Source organism: Pseudomonas rhodesiae, from assembly GCF_013285305.1.
GTDB lineage: Bacteria > Pseudomonadota > Gammaproteobacteria > Pseudomonadales > Pseudomonadaceae > Aquipseudomonas > Aquipseudomonas rhodesiae.
On record NZ_CP054205.1, the window covers coordinates 5,170,703 to 5,190,571 of the forward strand.

Annotated in this window: 22 protein-coding genes; 10 read left to right on the forward strand and 12 right to left on the reverse strand. The window is 60.8% G+C overall.

Going from position 1 to position 19,869, the window contains the following annotated elements:
- Positions 1–5 precede the first annotated feature (5 nt).
- Positions 6–1,340, forward strand: coding sequence for an MFS transporter (locus tag HRH33_RS23365; RefSeq protein WP_034100862.1), 1,335 nt, complete (start codon positions 6–8; stop codon positions 1,338–1,340).
- A 1-nt stretch (position 1,341) separates the two neighbouring features.
- Here HRH33_RS23365 and HRH33_RS23370 read toward each other — a convergent pair whose 3' ends face one another.
- Positions 1,342–2,220 carry a DMT family transporter gene (locus HRH33_RS23370; protein WP_034139389.1) on the reverse strand — a complete coding sequence of 293 codons (879 nt, stop codon included), beginning with the start codon at positions 2,218–2,220 and terminating at the stop codon, positions 1,342–1,344.
- A 198-nt stretch (positions 2,221–2,418) separates the two neighbouring features.
- Between HRH33_RS23370 and HRH33_RS23375 the strand changes: the two genes are divergently transcribed.
- From HRH33_RS23375 to HRH33_RS23385, 3 genes are read left to right on the forward strand one after another with little or no spacing between them, the layout of a single operon-like run.
- The gene (locus HRH33_RS23375) at positions 2,419–2,835 is read left to right on the forward strand and encodes a membrane lipoprotein lipid attachment site-containing protein (RefSeq protein ID WP_123479400.1); all 417 of its coding nucleotides are present in this window, start codon (positions 2,419–2,421) and stop codon (positions 2,833–2,835) included.
- A 53-nt stretch (positions 2,836–2,888) separates the two neighbouring features.
- A complete protein-coding gene (gene ypfJ, locus HRH33_RS23380; protein ID WP_034100865.1) occupies positions 2,889–3,773 on the forward strand; it encodes a KPN_02809 family neutral zinc metallopeptidase in 885 nt (294 codons plus the stop codon).
- The gene (locus HRH33_RS23385; protein WP_167418385.1) at positions 3,774–4,757 is read left to right on the forward strand and encodes an alpha/beta hydrolase; all 984 of its coding nucleotides are present in this window, start codon (positions 3,774–3,776) and stop codon (positions 4,755–4,757) included.
- A gap of 544 nt (positions 4,758–5,301) precedes the next feature.
- Here the strand turns inward: HRH33_RS23385 and HRH33_RS23390 are convergent.
- From HRH33_RS23390 to HRH33_RS23405, 4 genes are all read right to left on the reverse strand, one after another.
- The gene (locus HRH33_RS23390; protein ID WP_173603562.1) at positions 5,302–6,339 is read right to left on the reverse strand and encodes an IS110 family RNA-guided transposase; all 1,038 of its coding nucleotides are present in this window, start codon (positions 6,337–6,339) and stop codon (positions 5,302–5,304) included.
- A 235-nt stretch (positions 6,340–6,574) separates the two neighbouring features.
- Positions 6,575–7,174: an HAD family hydrolase gene (locus tag HRH33_RS23395; RefSeq protein WP_173603563.1), complete on the reverse strand. Its 600-nt coding sequence runs from the start codon at positions 7,172–7,174 to the stop codon at positions 6,575–6,577.
- Positions 7,171–8,040 carry an acyl-CoA thioesterase II gene (gene tesB / locus HRH33_RS23400; protein WP_034100868.1) on the reverse strand — a complete coding sequence of 290 codons (870 nt, stop codon included), beginning with the start codon at positions 8,038–8,040 and terminating at the stop codon, positions 7,171–7,173. The genes HRH33_RS23395 and tesB overlap by 4 nt, the downstream gene beginning before the upstream one ends.
- A 38-nt stretch (positions 8,041–8,078) precedes the next feature.
- Positions 8,079–8,648, reverse strand: coding sequence for a GNAT family N-acetyltransferase (locus HRH33_RS23405; RefSeq protein WP_034100869.1), 570 nt, complete (start codon positions 8,646–8,648; stop codon positions 8,079–8,081).
- A 76-nt stretch (positions 8,649–8,724) separates the two neighbouring features.
- Here HRH33_RS23405 and HRH33_RS23410 point away from each other — a divergent pair, with 76 nt between their 5' ends.
- The gene (locus HRH33_RS23410) at positions 8,725–9,645 is read left to right on the forward strand and encodes a histone deacetylase family protein (protein ID WP_167418209.1); all 921 of its coding nucleotides are present in this window, start codon (positions 8,725–8,727) and stop codon (positions 9,643–9,645) included.
- Positions 9,646–9,818: 173 nt separating this feature from the next.
- Positions 9,819–11,045 (forward strand): TIGR03862 family flavoprotein, encoded by a 1,227-nt coding sequence (locus HRH33_RS23415; RefSeq protein ID WP_167418208.1) that lies wholly within the window; start codon positions 9,819–9,821, stop codon positions 11,043–11,045.
- 122 nt (positions 11,046–11,167) lie between these two features.
- Here the strand turns inward: HRH33_RS23415 and rhlE1 are convergent, their stop codons facing one another.
- Positions 11,168–12,502 carry an RNA helicase RhlE1 gene (gene rhlE1 / locus HRH33_RS23420; RefSeq protein WP_167418207.1) on the reverse strand — a complete coding sequence of 445 codons (1,335 nt, stop codon included), beginning with the start codon at positions 12,500–12,502 and terminating at the stop codon, positions 11,168–11,170.
- 47 nt (positions 12,503–12,549) lie between these two features.
- Positions 12,550–13,446, reverse strand: coding sequence for a drug/metabolite exporter YedA (gene yedA / locus HRH33_RS23425; RefSeq protein ID WP_034100873.1), 897 nt, complete (start codon positions 13,444–13,446; stop codon positions 12,550–12,552).
- A 159-nt stretch (positions 13,447–13,605) separates the two neighbouring features.
- Here yedA and HRH33_RS23430 point away from each other — a divergent pair, with 159 nt between their 5' ends.
- On the forward strand, positions 13,606–14,067 hold the full coding sequence (locus tag HRH33_RS23430) for an Lrp/AsnC family transcriptional regulator (RefSeq protein ID WP_034100874.1): 462 nt from the start codon (positions 13,606–13,608) through the stop codon (positions 14,065–14,067).
- Positions 14,068–14,175: 108 nt separating this feature from the next.
- Here HRH33_RS23430 and HRH33_RS26465 read toward each other — a convergent pair whose 3' ends face one another.
- Positions 14,176–14,448, reverse strand: coding sequence for an acyl carrier protein (locus HRH33_RS26465; protein ID WP_243269841.1), 273 nt, complete (start codon positions 14,446–14,448; stop codon positions 14,176–14,178).
- Positions 14,438–15,004 carry a hypothetical protein gene (locus HRH33_RS23440; protein WP_167418205.1) on the reverse strand — a complete coding sequence of 189 codons (567 nt, stop codon included), beginning with the start codon at positions 15,002–15,004 and terminating at the stop codon, positions 14,438–14,440. Before HRH33_RS23440 ends, HRH33_RS26465 begins: the two co-directional genes overlap by 11 nt.
- Positions 15,005–15,500: 496 nt before the next feature.
- Here HRH33_RS23440 and HRH33_RS23445 point away from each other — a divergent pair, with 496 nt between their 5' ends.
- Complete coding sequence (locus HRH33_RS23445; protein WP_123479405.1) at positions 15,501–15,797, forward strand: DUF6124 family protein; 297 nt, start codon at positions 15,501–15,503, stop codon at positions 15,795–15,797.
- Between the two features lie 123 nt (positions 15,798–15,920).
- On the opposite strand, the gene HRH33_RS23450 is transcribed toward HRH33_RS23445, so the two are convergent.
- From HRH33_RS23450 to HRH33_RS23460, 3 genes are all read right to left on the reverse strand, one after another.
- Positions 15,921–16,532: a 3'-5' exonuclease gene (locus tag HRH33_RS23450; protein ID WP_167418204.1), complete on the reverse strand. Its 612-nt coding sequence runs from the start codon at positions 16,530–16,532 to the stop codon at positions 15,921–15,923.
- 25 nt (positions 16,533–16,557) lie between these two features.
- Positions 16,558–17,034 carry a LabA-like NYN domain-containing protein gene (locus tag HRH33_RS23455; RefSeq protein WP_034100876.1) on the reverse strand — a complete coding sequence of 159 codons (477 nt, stop codon included), beginning with the start codon at positions 17,032–17,034 and terminating at the stop codon, positions 16,558–16,560.
- A gap of 129 nt (positions 17,035–17,163) precedes the next feature.
- Positions 17,164–17,898, reverse strand: coding sequence for a DUF2076 domain-containing protein (locus HRH33_RS23460; RefSeq protein ID WP_123479406.1), 735 nt, complete (start codon positions 17,896–17,898; stop codon positions 17,164–17,166).
- Between the two features lie 179 nt (positions 17,899–18,077).
- On the opposite strand from HRH33_RS23460, the gene HRH33_RS23465 reads away from it, so the two are divergent.
- Both HRH33_RS23465 and HRH33_RS23470 read left to right on the forward strand, forming a co-directional pair.
- Positions 18,078–18,737: a YciC family protein gene (locus HRH33_RS23465; RefSeq protein WP_034139403.1), complete on the forward strand. Its 660-nt coding sequence runs from the start codon at positions 18,078–18,080 to the stop codon at positions 18,735–18,737.
- Between the two features lie 40 nt (positions 18,738–18,777).
- A complete protein-coding gene (locus HRH33_RS23470) occupies positions 18,778–19,866 on the forward strand; it encodes an endonuclease/exonuclease/phosphatase family protein (RefSeq protein ID WP_167418203.1) in 1,089 nt (362 codons plus the stop codon).
- Positions 19,867–19,869: the final 3 nt, after the last annotated feature.

Sequence of the window (19,869 nt, forward strand, 5' to 3'; positions counted from 1 at the left end):
ACCTCATGCCTCTGCAAAACTCCGTCCTGGCCGAGCGCCCAGGCATGCCGCATGCCGGCATCGGCAGCAAGATCCGCGGCGCCCTGGCCGTGGGTAAAACCCGCTGGGGCATGCTGGCCCTGGTGTTCTTCGCCACCACGCTGAACTACATCGACCGCGCCGCCCTGGGCGTGATGCAGCCGATCCTGGCCAAGGAAATGAGCTGGACGGCGATGGACTACGCCAACATCAACTTCTGGTTCCAAGTCGGCTACGCCATCGGGTTTGTGCTGCAGGGTCGCTTGATCGACCGAGTTGGCGTCAAGCGCGTGTTCTTCTTCGCGGTATTGCTGTGGAGCCTGGCCACCGGCGCCCACGGCCTGGCCACCTCCGCCGTAGGCTTTATGGTCTGCCGCTTTATCCTCGGCCTGACCGAAGCCGCCAACTACCCGGCCTGCGTCAAGACCACCCGCCTGTGGTTCCCCGCTGGCGAGCGGGCCGTGGCGACCGGCATCTTCAACGCCGGCACCAACGTCGGCGCGATGATGACGCCGATGTTGCTGCCGCTGATCTTGCACGTATGGGGCTGGCAGGCGGCGTTCCTGTGCATGTCGGCACTGGGCGGCATCTGGCTGGTGTGCTGGGGCCTGAAGTACTACAACCCAGAAGATCATCCAACGGTTAAACAATCCGAATTGGACTACGTACAACAAGAACCCGAACCGGAACAACCGCGCGTGCCCTTCAGCCGTATCCTGCGCATGCGTGGCACCTGGGCCTTTGCCCTGGCCTATTCGCTGACCGCGCCGGTGTTCTGGTTCTACCTGTACTGGCTGCCACCGTTTTTGAACCAGCAATACAACCTGGGCATCAACGTGACGCAGATGGGCATTCCGCTGATCATCATTTATCTGACAGCCGACTTCGGCAGTGTGGGTGGGGGGATTCTCTCGTCGTTCTTGATCGGCCGGGGGATGAACTCGATCAAGGCACGGTTGCTGTCGATGCTGCTGTTTGCCTGCTGCATCGTCGGCGTGATCATGGCAGCCGGCTCCAGCCAGCTGTGGGTGGCGGTGTTTGCCATCTCCCTGGCCATCGGCGCGCACCAGGCCTGGACCGCGAATATCTGGAGCCTGGTGATGGACTACACGCCCAAGCACATGATGAGCACGGTGTTCGGCTTTGGCGGCATGTGCGCGGCCATCGGCGGCATGTTCATGACCCAGATCGTCGGCCATATCCTGACCGTGACTAACAACAACTACACCGTGCTGTTCACCCTGATCCCGGCGATGTACTTCATCGCGCTGACCTGGATGTACTTCATGGCGCCGCGCAAGATTCCCAAAGTCGACGTTTGATTCACCGCCGCCGCTGCTGCCAGGCAGCGGCCAACCCGCTCATGCAGATCACCCCGATGCCGACCACCGTGGTCATATCGGGGGTATGGGCAAACACCAGCCAGCCCAGTAAACCCGCGAAGACGATCTGGCAATAGCCGAACGGCGCCAGTAAGGCCGGCGCCGCAAAGCGGAACGCCTGGGTCAGCATCAAGTGCGCAGTCATGCCACAGGTGCCCAAGGCCAGCATCATCACGCCGTGCCACAGGGTCGGCACCTGCCAGAAGAACGGCACCAGCGCACTCATCACCAAGGTATTGCACAGCCCGGCGAAAAAGTTGCTGGTGGTGGGGGTGTCGTATTGGCTGAGGATGCGCGTCAGCAACTGGTAAAAGCAGAAGAACATCGCCGAACACAACGGCAGCAGCACCGCCGGCGTGAAAAGTTCGCCACCGGGGTGGATGATCACCAACACGCCGATAAACCCGCAGATCACCGCCAGCCATTGGCCGCGTGTCACATGCTCACCCAGCAGCGGCACCGAGAGCGCCGTCACCAGAATCGGCGCGAGGAAGTTCACCGCAGTGGCTTCGGCCAGCGGGATGTAATGCAGCGCCGTGGTAAAGAACAGGCTGGTACCCAACAGACACAACGCGCGTACCACCTGCATCCCCGGCCGTTTGCTGCGCAGCACGCGCAACCCCGATTGCGGCAGGAAGATCCCGGCCATCAGCACCGTGTGCACCACATAGCGTGCCCACACCACCATCACAATCGGGTAGAACCCGGCGAGGTATTTGGACAGCGCGTCGTGGCTGGAAAACAGAAAGGTCGCCACCACAATCAGCAGGATGCCTTTGAAAGGATGGTTGACGCCGGACAGCGGGGTACTGACAGTCATGGAATTCTCTTGCGTGGCGGGCTTAACGCTGAGCACTGAACGAGGCCGCGCTCAACCCGGTAATCTAGCAGGCGGGCCGCAGCCTGCCCCGAGAGCATAACCAAACACCGGGCGAACAGCGCACTAAATCATGGGAATCGAGTCCAAGCCTGCACGTCGCCTTCCCGTTGCACATTTTTTAATCAAGGCTTTGCCGCTATGAAAAAAACTCTCTTTGTTCTCTCCACCCTCGTCTTGCTCGCCGCCTGCAACCAGGAGGCCAAGCAAGCGCCGAAACCCGCGCCCGCGTCGGTGCAAGCGACCCTGGTTCCGCCAACCCCACCAACCGATCAGTGGGTGGGCAAATGGGTCGGCGTCGAAGGCCTGCACCTGACCATCGCCAAGGACGACAGCATCGGCCGCGGTCATTACATCCTCACCATGCAATACGGCCTCGACGCCGATGACAGCGGCACCTTCAAGGGTGAAGCGGCCGAAGACGGGATCGCCTTCAACCGTCCGGACGGCCCGCAACTGCTGCGCGCTGGTGATGGCGCGGCGACCGGCCTCAAATGGCTGGCGGACAAGAAAGACTGCCTGGTTGTGGTGACCGGCGAAGGGTATTGCCGCGATTAACGGCCATACTCATCTCAATATTTTGTAGGACCGTTCATCAAGAGGATTGCCCCATGCTATGGAAAAAAGGCCGACGCAGCGACAACGTGGTGGATGCCCGCAATGACAGTGGCGGTGGCGGCGGGATGCGCTTCGGCGGCGGCAAGGGCCTGAGCCTCACGGCCATTGTGCTGATTGTCGGTATCGGCTGGTTGACCGGCCAGGACCCGATGCAGATCCTCGGCCAGTTGACCGGTCAGATGGAGCAGGCGCCGTCGGTCAGCACCCAGACGCGCCAGGCGCCGCCGGCCAACGATGAGCAGGCCGATTTCGTCCGCGCAGTGCTGGGCGACACCGAGGACACCTGGGGCCAGGTGTTCAAGGAGAATGGCAAGACCTACCAGAACCCCAAGCTGATTCTGTTCCGTGGCCGGGTCAATTCCGCCTGCGGTGGCGCCACTTCGGCGAGCGGTCCGTTTTATTGCCCGGCTGACCAGCAGGTGTACCTGGACCTGGACTTCTTCCGAGAAATGTCCCAACGCTTCCAGGCCGCTGGCGACTTCGCTCAGGCTTACGTGATCGCCCATGAAGTCGGGCACCACGTGCAGACCTTGCTCGGCATCTCGGCGAAGATCCAGGCCGCGCGCCAGCAAGGCCTGCAAATGCAGGGCGACGGTGGGCTGTTGGTGCGTCAGGAACTGCAAGCCGACTGCTTTGCCGGCGTGTGGGCCAACCGTGCACAAAAACGTCTGAACTGGCTGGAACCGGGGGACATCGAAGAAGCCCTGAACGCAGCCAACGCCATCGGCGATGACCGTTTGCAGCAGCAAGGCCAGGGTCGTGTGGTGCCGGATTCGTTCACCCATGGCACCTCCGCACAGCGGGTGCGCTGGTTCAAGGCCGGCTTCGCCCAAGGCCAGATCAGCCAGTGCGACACCTTTAACGCCAAGAGCCTGTAAATGCATAAACGCTCGGGATTGCTGCTGAGTATGTGCCTGGCCTGCTCTACCGCCGGGGCCGTCGAGCATGGGGTCAAGGTAGTCAGCCCTGAGCGTTTCCAGCTGGAGGCCGGCGCCTTAAGCCTGGGTGTAAGCCAGGACTGGCGCCAGCCGCTGCCCCATGTCACCCGCGTGCTGATCGTCGTGCACGGTCGCCTGCGCAATGCGCAGACCTACCTGCACAGTGCCGAAGCCGCCGCCGAACAGGCGGGCCAGGCCGATACGACGCTGGTGATCGCCCCGCAGTTTCTCAACGAGGCCGACGCACAGCGCAATCACTTGGACAACAGGGTGCTGCGCTGGAAAGGCAATGAGTGGATGGCCGGCGAACCGTCCACGGGCGCAGATCGCGTCAGTTCCTACGGCGCGCTGGACCAACTGATCGAGCATCTGGGGGATCGCCGGTTGTTTCCGGCACTCAAGGAAATCGTGGTCGCCGGTCATTCCGGCGGCGGCCAAGTGGTGCAGCGCTTTGCCCTCCTCGGCCATGACCATCCGACCTTGCATCAGGCCGGCATTCGCCTGCGTTATGTGGTGGCCAATCCATCGTCCTACGCCTACTTCAGCCCCCAACGGCCCGTGCCGTTCGACGCGGCGACCTGCCCCGGTTTCGACGACTGGAAATACGGCCTGCAAAAACTGCCGACCTACGCCAACGGCCAAAGCGCCGCGCAACTTGAGCAAACCTATGTGTCACGCACCATCACGTATCTGCTCGGCCAACAAGACACCAACCCCAACCATCCCGCGCTGGACAAAGGCTGCGAGGCCGAGGCCCAGGGCGCCTATCGGCTGATTCGCGGGCACAACTATTTTGACTACCTCAAGCAACGCCATCCGCAGCTGCGCCAAGAACTGGTGGAAGTGCCAGGGGTGGGGCATAACGGCGATGGCATGCTCAGATCACCCGAAGGCCAGAAAGTACTGTTTCCCGGCTTTAAATGAACAAACCGGCCCAACCTGTGGGAAGTGACTAGCACCCGATAGCCATAGGTATCCACACAACCCTCAAAGGCTGAAATAACTCTGTGGTGAACTCGGCTGTTTGTAGTGAGCTGGGCTTGCTGTGGTGACCTTGGCTTGCTGTGGTGAGCGGGCTTGCCCCGCGCTGGGTTGCGAAGCGGCCCCAAACTCAGGCACCTCGGAGTGTCAGCTGAAACCACATCGCCTGGAATGGGGCTGCTTCGCAACCCAGCGCGGGGCAAGCCCGCTCATACATGGACGCCCCCAGTATGCCAAGCACTCAATTCGTGAAAACACAGACGGGATAAGGTTGCAGCCATACATCCGGACTTTAAGTGAGGCGGTGCCTCTGTCCCTGATGGAATTCGCTGATCGGGCTCTTATCACCACAACGCGCTCGAAGCGCTGTGAGCAGGGCAGAGTTACCCGATCCCGGTCCTACCTGTCTTGCCATCACGTCATGATCGCCTGAGCAACCTTGAAAGTACTCCTTCTAACGCATCACTTTTTCATTTCACCGGGCCGGCTACGCCACCGTTACGTCGGGGGTGTAGTCGGGTCGGAACTTGGTGCCATGGGCCAATAATGCCCAGGCTATCCGGGCCGTTTTATTAGCCTGTGCAACGACAGCAACGTTGGTGTGACGACGAGCCAATAACCCCTTCAGCCAATCCGCCGAAGGATCTGTCTTGCTCTCCACCACTCGAACCATCGAGCGTGCGCCATGAATCAGCAAGGTGCGTAAATAACCATCGCCCCGTTTACTGATCCCCAACAACGTGGGCTTGCCTCCGCTGGAGTGTTGTCGCGGCACTAACCCCAACCATGCCGCCATTTGCCGACCGTTACTGAAGTTTTTCGCGTCACCCACTGACGCCACTAGCGCGGTTGCAGTGAGCGGGCCAACGCCTGGCATTTCTGCCAGGCGGCAGCTGTCTTCATTGTTGCGATGCCATTGTTGAATCTCTCGTTCCAACTCGACGACCTGTCGATCCAGCTCTTTGAAATGCTCCATCAAGCGCTGCATCAGTTGGCGTAACGATCCAGGAAGAGCGTTTTCATGATCTTCCAAAATATCCGGCAAACGCTCGACGATATGTCGAATGCCCTGAGGCAAGACCACGCCAAATTCTCCAAGGAGCCCACGAATCGAATTAGCTTGTGCCGTTCTGGCCTTTACAAACCCTTGCCGTGCGCAATGCACCGCCAAAATAGCTTGCTGCTCTACCGTCTTGATCGGCACAAAGCGCATGTTGGGCCGAGTAACGGCTTCACAGATCGCTTCTGCGTCAGCTACATCGTTTTTGTTCGACTTCACGTAGGGCTTCACAAATTGCGGAGCCATTAACTTGACCGTATGACCAAGTGCCTGCAGTTTTCTTGCCCAATAGTGGGCTCCGCCACATGCCTCCATGCCCACTAGGCAGGGCTCCAGGTTGGCAAAAAAAGGGACAACCTGCTCACGTTTAAGCTGCTTCCTTAGCGCTGTTTTTCCTTGTTGATCGATCGCGTGAAGTTGAAACACGTTTTTTGCCAAGTCAACCGAAACAGTCGTAAGCTGCATGAGGACGCTCCCTTCCGCTAAGTGTGGGTAACACTTTAACTTTGGCACATAGATGCCGTTAGGAAGGGGGCGTCCATTCCATTACCACAAGAGCCGCATCTACTGAGGTGATGGTTCACTGAAGGTGGGTAGGGAGCCATGCCCCGTTAGCAGTGGGTCAGTCAACCCAGCTGTTGCTGACTTACCGTCATCGGGGCAAGTCGAATCGGCACACCGCCCCTCCCACCGTTGATAGTCATTGCCTGGGCTGGATCATCCGGTGCAGTGCCGCGCAGTCTGCGGCATGCCAGTCCGTCAACTCGGGCCACGGGTTCTCCGGCAGGTTTACCAACACGGTCCGCGTTCCCGCCGCACGGCCGCAATCGAGGTCGAAGCGGTAATCCCCAACCATCATCATCTCGTCCGGCGCTACCTGCCATGCCGCTGCCAGCTTCAGCAGGCCCCCCGGTTCCGGTTTGGGCGGTGCGTCTTCACGGCCCAGCACATCTTCGGCGGCGAAGCAGTCGGCCAGGCCGATGGCCTGCAACGTAACGTGGGCCAGTTCCCGTGCGTTGCGGGTCAGGATGCCCAGGCGATAACCGCGCGCAGCCAACTCGCGCACCAGTTCCACCGCACCGTCCGCTGCCACCGAGCCCAGCGCCAGTTCACGCTCATGCTCCAGTAACCAGGCATGTTTGGTCGCCGCCACCTCGGCGGGCAATGCCGCCAGGTGGGTGAGGATGTCGTCCTCGGGTGGAATCTCCAGGGCTACGCGGATGGCCGCGAAATCATGCACAGCCACCGTGAGGGTGCCGTCCATATCGAAGACCCAGTGCTTAACGTCCGTCAGGCTCATGCCCAATCCTTGCGATGGCGGATCAGCCCTTCCTGGGTCACCGACGCCACCAACTGCCCGGCGCGGTTGAACACGCTGCCACGGGAGAAGCCTCGGGAGTTGCCGGCCCACGGGCTATCCATGGCGTAGAGCAGCCAGTCGTCGGCGCGCAGATCGGCGTGGAACCACAGCGCATGATCGAGGCTGGCGACCTGCATGTCTTTCTGCCACACGGTCTTGCCGTGGGGCAGCAACGAGGTGGTCAACAGGCCGAAGTCCGACGCGTAGGCCAGCAGGTATTTATGCAGCGCCGGCGCATCGGCCAGGGCGCCGTCGGCACGAAACCACACGTACTTGACCGGGTCGGACGGCTGCGGGTTGTAGGGATCTTTTTCAGTGACGGGGCGCACCTCGATCGGCTTGGCGCACAGCAGTTTGTCGCGCATGGGCTCGGGGATCAGGTGCGCACGCTGGCGTGTCAGCTCCAGCTCCGATGGCAGGTTTTCCGGGCCCACCACTACGGGCATGGTGCTCTGGTGCTCGAAGCCTGCTTCGTCGTACTGGAACGAGGCGCTGCATGTAAAAATCGGCTGCCCCTTCTGGATTGCCGTGACCCGGCGTGTACTGAAGCTGCCGCCGTCGCGCACGCGGTCCACCGAGTACACCACCGGCAACCCCGCATCGCCGGGGCGCAGGAAGTAACCGTGCAGGGAGTGCACATGCCGCGCTTCTTCGACGGTCTGGCTGGCCGCCGACAACGACTGGCCGAGCACCTGGCCACCGAACAACTGGCGAAAACCCAGGTCCTGGCTGCGGCCGCGAAAGAGGTTTTCCTCAATCGGCTCCAGCGTCAGCAGGTCCACCAGATCTTCCAATACTTGGCTCATTGAGCAACTCCTAAAAACGATAGGGCATTCCGGGCTGCTTATCCGTGCAGCGTGTCCAACCATTGGGCGCGGGTGATGCGGTACAAAACATGATGACGCAGCGGGTCGTCGGCCGCGACTTTGGGGTGCTCGAAATCCGCTTGCGGATCGTAATGCATACCGATGGCCTGCATGACTTTTTGTGAAGGCAGATTGGCCTCGGTGGTGAAGGCGACGATTTCATCCAACTGCAATCGATCGAAGCCACACCGCAGCGCAGTCCAGGCCGCTTCACTGGCGTAGCCCAGGCCCCAGTGCTCGCGCGCCAGACGCCAGCCAATCTCCACCGCCGGGGTGAAGCCGGTTTCAAAGCTGACGTTCTGCAACCCGGTGAGGCCGATAAACTCGCCAGTGTCCTTGCGCTGCAAGGCCCAGAAACCAAAACCATATTCGGCGAAATGCCCACGGATGCGCCCGATCAACGCGGCGCTTTCCAGATGGCTCAGCCGGGCCGGAAAATAGCGCATCACCTGAGGGTCGTCGCACATACTCGCAAACGCCTTGAGGTCTTTGTCGCGCCACTGGCGCAGCACCAGCCGCGCGCTTTCCAATTCCAGTATCGGCTCCATGGGGCCCCCTCCCTTGCCATGTGCGTGAGTGTACAGCGCTGTTAAGATCCGTCGCAGGTTCCCGTCAGAAAATTCCATGCCATTGCCACTGATTTACCACGATGACTACAGCCCCGAGTTCCCGGCAGACCACCGGTTCCCGATGGATAAATTCCGCCTGCTGCGTGACCACCTGGTGGCCAGCGGCCTGACCGAGGACAGCCAACTGCTGCGCCCGTCATTGTGCCCGCCGCAGATTCTGGCCCTGGCCCATGAACCTGGGTATATCGAACGCTACATGAGCGGCGAGTTGTCCCGCGAAGACCAACGGCGCCTCGGCCTGCCCTGGAGCGAAGCCCTGGCCCGGCGCACGGTGCGCGCGGTCGGCGGCTCGATTCTGACCGCCGAAAAAGCCCTGGAACACGGCCTGGCCTGCCACTTGGCGGGCGGCACCCACCATGCCCATTACGATTACCCGGCTGGCTTTTGCATTTTCAATGACCTGGCGGTGATCAGCCGTTACCTGCTGGAAAGCGGCCGGGTCAACCGCGTGCTGATATTCGACTGCGACGTGCACCAGGGCGACGGCACTGCACGCATCCTGCACGACACACCGGAAGCGATCACCGTGTCGCTGCACTGCGAAAAAAACTTCCCGGCACGCAAGGCCCATAGCGACTGGGACATCCCGTTGCCCATGGGCATGGGCGATGCCGACTACCTCAAGGTGGTCGATGACGCCCTCAACTACCTGCTGCCGCTGTATCAGCCCGACCTGGTGCTGTACGACGCCGGCGTGGATGTGCATAAGGACGACGCCCTCGGTTACCTCAAGCTGACAGACCAGGGCCTGGCCGACCGCGATGAACTAGTGATGCGGCACTGCCTGGGCCGTGACATCCCGGTGATGGGCGTGATCGGCGGCGGCTACAGCAAAGACCGCGCCGCCCTGGCCCGCCGCCACGGCATCCTGCACCACAGTGCGCAGCGGGTATGGACGTCATCAGGCTGTCATTGAACCGTGGGCCGTTACCCACAAAGCCTGTGGAACGGCCTGTGGATAACTTGAGCGTAAGCGTCTACGAACCAGTAGCTGTATAGCGTGTAGGAAGCTGTACATTTTTTGATCAGGCAAGGCTGCGGCGCTCGGGTAGAATGCTCGGCTTATTTCCGCGACCGTAGCCTCTGCCCATGTCCGACCTTTCTGCTCATCACGTCACCATTATCGGCGGCGGCCCTGCCGGCTTGATGGCCGCCGAAGTCCTGAGCCTGGCGGGCGTGCGGGTCGATCTGTACGACGGCATGCCATCGGTGGGGCGCAAATTCCTGCTGGCCGGCGTGGGCGGCATGAACATCACCCATTCCGAAGCGTACCCGGCATTTATCGCCCGCTACGCCGAGCGCGCGCCGCAGATGGCGCCGTTACTGCGAGGGTTTGGCGCTGACGACTTGTGCAACTGGATACACGGCCTGGGCATCCAGACGTTTGTCGGTACCTCCGGCCGCGTGTTTCCCACCGACATGAAAGCCGCCCCGCTGCTACGCGCCTGGCTCAAGCGTCTGCGCGAACAAGGCGTGGTTATCCACACCCGGCATCGCTGGACCGGCTGGACTGCCGAGGGTGATTTACTTATCCACAGCCCGGACGGCGATAAAACCCTGCGCAGCGACGCGGTGTTGCTGGCCCTGGGCGGCGGCAGTTGGTCGCGCCTGGGCTCCGACGGCGCATGGCTCAAGCTGCTGGAAGATCGGGGTGTACCCTACGTGCCGCTGCAACCGAGCAACTGTGGCTTTGAAGTGTCGGCCTGGAGCAATTTGATGGTCAGCAAATTCGCCGGCGCGCCGTTGAAAAACGTCGCCATCGGCTTGGCGGGCGAAAAACCGCGGCTGGGCGAATGCGTGATCACCGCCACCGGCATCGAAGGCAGCCTGATCTACGCACTGTCGGCGCCGATTCGGGAAGCGATCAACCGCGACGGCGCGGCCACCGTGCATATCGATTTGCTGCCAAGCAAACCGCTGGATAAGGTCCAGGCCGCCCTGGCCAAGCCGCGCGGTTCACGCTCGATAAGCAAACATTTGCACAGCCAACTGGGCTTGGATGGAGTAAAAGCTGCGCTGCTGCGCGAGTTGACGCCAGCCGAGCATTTCCAGGATCCCGCGCAATTGGCGGTGGATATCAAGGCGTTGCCGCTGACGCTGGTGAAAACCCGGCCCATGGATGAAGCGATCAGCACAGCCGGCGGCGTGCCGTTCGAAGCACTGGACGAACGCTTGATGCTCAAGCAATTGCCGGGGGTGTTTTGTGCCGGTGAGATGCTCGATTGGGAGGCACCGACGGGCGGGTATTTGCTGACGGGGTGCTTTGCCAGTGGTCGGGCGGCTGGGCGGGGCGTGCTGGAATGGCTTAATCGTTGAGATGTGTGGTGGGTTTGAGACCACCATCGGGGGCAAGCCCCCTCCCACAGTTTGATTTGTGAATACAGTCAAAATGTGGGAGGGGGCTTGCCCCCGATAAGGCCATCAACCACACCGCAAAGTCACTTCTTCTTACGCGGCCCGGTATTGAACACCGGCACCTTACGCACCGGCTTGATCGAAGGCTCCGACGGTGCGACATCACCACTGTCCACCCACTTGCCCAAATTGCGCTTGCCGCCACCACCGGACGCCTTGGGCTTCTTCGGTTTTTTCGGCTTCTTCACCACCTGACCGCTGGCGTCGGTTTCGGGTACGCGGTGCTCGGGCTCGAACTCCGGCTCGGTTTTGCGCGTGAGGGTCTGACGGGTCAGCATCTCGATGGCCGACAGCATGTTCACTTCATCGGCGCACACCAGGGAAATCGCCTCGCCGGTGTTGCCCGCGCGACCGGTGCGGCCGATGCGGTGGATGTAGTCCTCGGCCACGATCGGCAAGTCGAAGTTGACCACCAGCGGCAGGTCTTCGATGTCCAGGCCACGGGCCGCCACATCGGTGGCCACCAGGATCTGCACATCGCTGGACTTGAAGCGGTCCAACGCGCGTTGGCGCGTAGCCTGGGGTTTGTCGCCATGGATGCCATCGGCGTTCACGCCCAGGCCCTGCAACTTGTCCACCAGTGCGTCCACGCCGTTGCGGGTCTTGGCAAACACCAGCACCTGCTTCCAGCGGCCTTTGCGCATCAGGTGCACAAACAGCTCCGGCTTGCGCTTCTTGTCCACCGGCACCACCCACTGCTTGACGGTGTTGGCTGCCACGTTGCGCGGGCTGACTTCGATGCTCAGCGGGTCGTTAAGCATTTGCCCGGCCAGCAGACGGATGTCATCGGAGAAAGTCGCCGAGAACAGCAGGGTCTGGCGCTTTTTCGGCAGCATGCGGTAGATGTTCGCCAGTTCTTCGGAGAAGCCCAGGTCGAGCATGCGGTCGGCCTCATCCAGCACCAGGGTTTGCAACTGGTTGAGTTTCAGCGCGTTCTGGCGGAACAGGTCGATCAGGCGGCCCGGTGTGGCGACCAGGATGTCGACGCCCTTGCGCAGCTTCATCATTTGCGGGTTGATGCTCACGCCGCCGTACACCGCATAGGTGGTCAGCGGCAGGTGTTGCGCATATTCGGCGACGCTGGCGTGAACTTGCTCGGCCAGCTCGCGGGTCGGGCACAGGATCAGCGCGCGCGCCGAGTTGGCGGCGACTTTCGGCCCTTCCATGGTCAGCAATTGCAGCAACGGCACGGCGAAACCAGCGGTCTTGCCGGTGCCGGTCTGGGCGGCGGCCATCAAGTCGCGACCGGCCAGCACCGCCGGAATGGCTTGCGCCTGCACCGGCGTCGGGGTGTGGTAGCCGAGCGTCTCAAGGGCGCGCAGCAAGGGTTCGATCAGGCCAAGGGAGGCGAAAGTCATGTAGTTACCGTAGGAAAAATCAACGCAAGGTCGCAATGCGCGGCAGTTTACCTTATTTCCGGCTTGGGCTTGCGCCACTGGGGCAGGCTGATCAACAGCACCGCGCTGATAATCACCAGCATCGCCAAGGCTTCTTCCAGGCCGATGCTCTCACCGACGAACACAATCCCCAGCAACACCGCCACCGCCGGGTTGACGTAGGCGTAACTGGTCGCCGCCGCCGGGCGTACGTGCTTGAGCAGGTACATGTAGGCGTTGAACGCGATGATCGAGCCGAACACGGTCAGGTAGGCCAGGGCCAGCCAGCCTTCCAGCGGCGGCAGGGCTTGCAGGTGTTCGCCGGACAGCGCACTGCCGAGCAGCAGCGCTACACCGGCCACCAGCATTTCCGCGGCACTGGCCATGGCGCCCTGGGGCAATGGCAACTGCCGGCTCCACACCGAACCGAACGCCCACGAAGCCGCCGCAAACAGCAACAACGCGGCCCCTATCGGACTCGATTGCAGGGTGCTGCCCATGTTGAGCATGGCGATGCCGACGATCCCCAGGATCACCCCGGCCCATTCCAGCCGCGTATTGCGCGCGCCCCAGAAGTACCCGCACAGCAGGGTGAACAGCGGCACCGTCGCCACCGCCAGCGCCGCCACCCCGGACGACACGCCGGTGTGCTCGGCCACGCTGACGCCGCCATTGCCGAAGGTGAGCAGCAAAATGCCGATCATCCCGGCGGCTTTCCATTGCTTCCAAGTCGGCGCCGGCACCCCACGCCATCTGAGGTAGCCATACATCAACGCCCCCGCCGTGCAAAACCGAATCCCCGCTAGCAACAGCGGCGGCCAATATTCGACGCCGATGCGGATCACCAGGTAGGTGGAACCCCAGATCACATATAAGGCAAAGAAGGCAGCGATCAACGGTAAGGGAAAGCGACGTGGGCCAGGCATGGGGCGGCTCTATGACGGAAACGGGAGGCTTATTCTAGAAAGGCGGACGGATAAAAATAAGTTACAAAACCTGTTTAAACGGCCCATACACTTTTCAAAATAGGGTTATGGGGGCTATAAGCTTTGTTTTCGAAAGCAACCGGTGATTGGAGCCTTTCTATGGACAAATACGACCGCATGCTCCTCAACGCCCTGCTTGAAGACGGCCGCGCGTCCTACGCACAACTGGCGCGCATCGTTAACCTCTCTGCCCCCGCCGTGGCCGAACGCGTGGCCAAGCTGGAGGCCAGCGGGGTAATCACCGGCTATCAAGCCAAGGTGGACCTGTCCAAAGTGGGCTTACCGATTCAATGCGTGATTGAACTGCGCCTGACCCACCACGGTAATCAAAAGGTCTACGACGCCCTCGCCGAAATCCCCGAACTGACCGAGTGCCACCGCGTCACCGGCGACCCCTGCGTGATCATGCAGGCGGCGGTGGGGTCGATGCAGGAGCTGGAAAACCTGATCAACCGGATTGCAAAGTTTGGGTTCAGCAAGACCTCGATCATCCTATCGAGCGCGATAGAACGGCGAGTGCCGTTGGGGCAATTGGAAGGCAATGGGAAAACGCTTGGCTGATAGATCGCCATCGGGGGCAAGCCCCCTCCCACAGTTTTGACCGCGTTGACTGCGCAATCCGAAGGTAAACACAGATCCAATGTGGGAGGGGGCTTGCCCCCGATGGGTTCAGTGCCCGCACTGCAAATTCGCGCGCTCAACGATCAAGTCGACTATCTGCTTGATGGTAGTGATGTGATCCCAATCTTCCTGCGTCGCCTGCAAGTTGAATTGCCACTTGATCTGCATGACAAAGCAGGTCAAATCATCATCAATAATCTTGAAGTCATGGATGAAGTCCGTTTGCTCCGTGACCTGGCTTCGGTCGACAAAGCCGATGATATCGACGAATAGCTGAATTACCTTTTCGCTGATCTCGGTTCTAGTCGGGCTACCTTCCATTTCTGGCCTCATAGGCGCACTTACCAATACTGATTAGATCAAAAATAGCTAACCCCGCAGCTACGAACGGAATGCCCCGTCCAATAATGCCAAATACCCGGACGGTGCCAAACGTTGCTTTCGCCATTCTGGCCACCGTGGGTTGCCTGATCAATGTACGGGGGAAAAAGCGCATGCCAATAAGACTCGCCAAGTTCGTCGTTTTGCTGGAGCCAACATGAACCCAAGTGCCCACGGCTATTTTGCTTATAGGTATGCCCGCGGCACCAGTGAGAACCGTTGCGGCCGTCAAGCCGTAGTGTTGCTGTGTGCATTTCCAGAGTTCGTCAAACGTGGTGCTCGGCACCGAGGAGTCAGCATGAACGGGCTTTAGGAACTGGTGACTGGCGCCATGGGTCCAGCTTGGCGAACCAGGTAAAACCATGACTGCCGGGCAGCTTGTCATCGCGTTTCCCAAATGAAACGCCACGTTTGAAGTTGAGCCGAAATCGATGCCGTTACGCTGGAGTTCAAACTGGCTTCGCATGATTGCTGTGTGAAGATCGCTTTCGTGCATGACGTAGTCCCTGTACGTAAATGACAGCCGAGATCTTAGGTCGCAGCGAAGGGCTATAGACGGGAGAAGGGAGAATCCAGAAACGTCTGACAGCACATCAAGGCTAAGCTTACTGACTATTCAGAAAGCAAATAAACGCCCCCCCAAAAAGAGCTGTTGTTTCAAAGGCCAGCAAGACTGATCCCTTTCATTTGCGGGACGTTTCCGAGAGAATCCAACCGTCTTGTTTCCGTCGGATCAGGTAGCTAGTCTCGCCCAGTCATCAAGTTTTCGATGACCGGACGTGCAAGTCCGATGGCAAGCGAGATCACAAATCAACCTACAGCTTTACGCCTAGCCTCAGGCTTTCAATATGCCCGTTATGGCGGCTGTGCGTGGGAGACCTTCGGGTCTGCTGGGTTTACTTCTTGCCCCGGTCTTGCACACCTACGTACAGTTGCCACCCTATTCGCGTGCAAGCGAACGGTGTCGACTTCTTCCAGCAAGGAGTTCAACCATGGTCAAAGTTACCCCCGATCCACCCCACTTCCCCAGCGAAGACGCCCTGCTCCACCGCCGCGCCATCGATTACTACCTCAAAGCCTGCGCCCCGGATGCGCCCACTTTCACCCTGAACGACAACCTGAGCCTCGAAGAGGCCCTCGCCCACGCGGCGGATCTGTTGCACTGCGCAGTGGGCACTGCACATTCGTCGGGGGGAGCGATGGATGTGCAGCAACGCGCGGTGATGCATTTGGTGGAGATGGCAAAGGGCGTGGTGGATCAGGCCCTGGAGTGTGTGCAGCCTCGATGAACGACACATAACTAGTGTGGGAGGGGGCTTGCCCCCGATAGCGGTAGACCGGTCAGCTAATCCGTGACTGACACACCACAATCGGGGCAAGCCCTCTCCCACATTTCCAGCGGAGTTGTTCTGTCAGAACCCGCGATGTTTCTTCAGGTGCTCATTGATCTTCGCCGCCGGCACTTTCTGCAAGGTGCATAGCAGGTCGTGGGACAGTTCGCGCAAGCCGTGAGTCCCGCGCAACTCCTTGGCCAAATGCGCCGTCAGGTTGGCGGCCATTTCCGCGTCCGCCAATGCCCGGTGAGCCTTGCCGGTGTGAGGCAGTTGAGCGAAAGCATTCAAGGTGCCGAGCTTGTGGTTGGGGGCCGAGGGCATCAGACGACGGGCCAGTAGCAGGGAGCAGGCGAATTTCTGCAAGCGGGTGCGGCGGATCAGGCCCAGTTCGAAGTCCCAGAACTTCTGGTCGAACGCGGCGTTGTGCGCCAGCAGCGGCGTGGTGCCGACGAACTCGTTGACTTCGTTCATCACCCGCTCGGCCGGTGGCGCGCTGCGCAACATGGCGTTGCTGATGCCGGTCAGTTGTTCGATAAAGCCCGGCACGCGCACGCCGGCATTCATCAGGCTCTGGTAGCGGTCGACGATCTGCCCATGCTCAAGGATGACCACGGCGATTTCCGTGGCCCGGCATTGGCTGCTCGGAGTGATGCCGGTGGTTTCAAAGTCGATGACCGCTATACGTTCCAAACCTGTTCCTACTCCGTCAAAACAACTATTTGAGCAGCAACGCGCCTTCGATCGGCACGTAGCGGCTGGCGGCGCGTATCAATGAATTGGCCGTGAGCCCCGGTACGCCATAAGCCACGGCTTCAACGCCATGTTTGTGGATGATACGCTCGAGCAGCATGTCGAAATCGCCGTCGCCGGAGGCCAGCACCACTTCGTCGACGTGGTCGGCGGCGTCCATGATGTCGAGGGTGATGCCCACGTCCCAGTCGCCCTTGGCCGAGCCGTCGCTGCGCTGGATATACGGCTTGAGTTTTACCGTGAACCCCAGGTTGCGCAGGATCTGCTGGAACTGCTGCTGCTTGCTGTCGCCCCGGTCGATGGCATAGGCGTACGCCTCGACGATCTGCCCGCGCGAGCTGATATCAGCCCACAGGGCGGCGTAATTGAAGTGGCAGCCATAAGCCTGGCGCACGGTGTAATAGAGGTTTTGTACATCGGCGAACACTGCAATTTTCTTCACCGCACTTCCCCATGACAGCCATTTGGACCCGGCATACGGGGGTCCGCAAAGGCGCCAGTATGCCAGCCAGCGGGAAGTTTCCGGGAAAAAATCAGACCGGGGCGCTATGCCGCCCCGGTCTGGCTATGTTCAGACGAAGGAATCGTCGTCGCCGAAGGAGGATGAATCGTCGGAATAATCGCTGTCGGCAAAGCTGTCGGCATTGTTGCTGCCCCAACTGTCATCGCCGGCGTATTTCTGGTCATCGTTGCCCCAACCGCCTTGATCGCTGGCCGGCGCCGGTTGTTCGATGATTTCCTCCACCACCTGCGGTTGTGAGTTGTGGTGGAACAGGCTGCTGATGCCCTCGGCTAGTAACACACCACCGGCCACGCCGGCGGCGGTTTTCATGGCGCCGCCAAGGAAGCCGCTGCCCATGGGCGCGGCAGGCGCTTGGGGTGGTTGCTGATAGTTCTGTTGTGGCGCGGGCTGGCTAAAGGAAGGCCGCGCCGGTTCGCGCCAACCGCCGCCCGTGGAGGCCGGAGCGCTCTGGGTCGGTTGTGCGTCGCGGGAGCCGCCGCCAAAGATGCTCGACAGGAAACCGCCACCGCTGGAGGCCGTAGGTTGCGCGGATTTGGCACGCTGCAACTCTTCCTGCAACTGCTGGATCTGCTGCGCCTGTTGCTTGTTCTGCGCGTCGAGGCTCTGGAGTGCGTGTTCCTGCACCAGAATCGACTGGGTCATGTAGTACCCGGCGGCCGGTTGGCGAGTCATGTGCTCCTTGATCCGCGCTTCGGCCTGGGCGTCGCGGGGGGCTGAGTCCGTTTCGGCTTGCTGCAACCGTGAAAACAGTCCATCGATCAGGGTTTGCTCTTCGCTGTTCATGGCGACCTCGTTAGATTGCCGGTAGAAATCATGGTCCTGCCAGGGTTAAGGCAGGTGCGTGCTAGTTATGGGGCTGTTACCAATTGTTTCAATGGTCTTTACTCAAGGTTTACGTTTGCGCCCCTGCGATGCTGATCGGTTAAAGTGTCGCCCTTGTTTACAGGCCTGCGATGAACCTGATGAATCCGTTAGACGTACTGCGCGACTCCTTCCGTTTTACCCAGCGCAATCTGGGCGCCATCGTTCAGTTGTGCCTGCCCTTGGTGATTCTTGAAGCGGTGCTGCAACAGGTGCTCGACCATACGCTGGGGGCGGATGCCTTCCCCGGTTACAGCGTGGTGGTTGGGCTGCTGGTGTACCCGTTGTACACCGGCGCCCTGATCCTGTTCCTCGATGCCCGCACCCGTGGCGAGGCGCCGCGTACCCGCGATGTGTGGGCGATGGCGCTGACCCTGTGGCCGCGTTTCGCGCTGCTGACGGCGATGAGTACGCTGCTGATTCTTCTGGGGCTGTCACTGTATTTTCTGCCGGGTCTGTGGCTGATGGTGGTGCTGGCGTTCGCCGAATACCTGTTGGTGCTGCGCGACATGCCGGCACTGGAGGCGATGAAAGAAAGTTTTCGTCTGACGCGCGGCCACTTCTGGCGCATCCTGGTGTGCCTGCTGTGCGTGATGACGCCGCTGTGGCTGCTCAAGGGCGCAAGCGTCGCGGCGTATCCCGAACCCGCGCCATTGCTGGGGGTGTTGATCGACAGCGCCCACAGCTTCCTGCAATTGTTCACCAGTGTGGTGCTGTTCCGTTTATTCATGCTGATCGGTGGCGACGCCGACGCACGGTGATATGCTCCCCGCCATTCCTGACACGCCATAAGCCGAGCCGATGACCCGTTTATTGCGCATCACCTTGCTGGGCCTGTTGTTGATCGCGGGCCTGTTGACCGCGTTGATCTACAGCCTGACCTGGCGCCCCGAGCCCAAGCAGACCCTGCCCGTCAGCTGCGTGGCGCCACGTGCGCCGACCCTGTTGCCCGGGCAGGCGCTCAAAGTGATGACGTGGAACGTGCAATACCTGGCCGGCAAGAACTACGTGTTCTGGTATGACCCCCCCGACGGCAGCGGCCCGGACGAGCGCCCCACCGTAGAAGACATGGCCGCCAGCCTCGACGAAGTGGCGCGGGTGATCCGCGACGAACAACCCGACATCCTGCTGTTGCAGGAACTCGACGAAAACGCCAAGCCCTCCCATTACCAGGATCAACTCGCGTTGCTGCAAGAGCGCTTGGTGGACCTCTACCCGTGCAGCGCCCAGACGTTCGACTGGAAGGCCGACTTCGTGCCCGACCGGCATATCTTCGGCAGCGTCGGCCGCAAGCTCGCCACCCTCAGCCGCTACCAGATCGAACACGCCGAGCGCCTGCAACTGCCGGCGCCCGATGCTGGCTTGATCAGCCGCCAGTTCCAACCCAAGCCTGCTCTGCTGCTGACGTATTTACCCCTAAGCGACGGCGGCCAACTGGCGGTACTGAACACGCGCCTTAGCGCCGACATGCCGGGACGCAGCGTCGCACAGGAACAGGTGCAGGCCACGGTCAAGCTGCTGGATAAATTCGAGGGGCGTGGCACGCCGTGGTTGATCGGCGGCGATTTCAATCTGCTGCCGCTGGGACAATTCCTGCGCCTGGACGCCAGCAAACGCGGGCAATATTCGCCGGACAGCGAACTGCATCTGCTGTGGGATAAATACCCGATGATCCCCAGCAACAGCCAGTCCAGCGGCATCGACCGCGAGAAGTGGCTGACCTACTTCCCCAATGACCCAAGCATCGATGGCCCGGATCGCACCGTCGATTACCTGTTCTACAGCCCGCGTATCAAGCGGGTGGAGGCCAAGGTGCGGCAGGAGGATACGTTGCGCATTTCCAACCATTTGCCGGTGATTGCCCGCTTCCTGCTGCCCGCCGCGCAATAACTG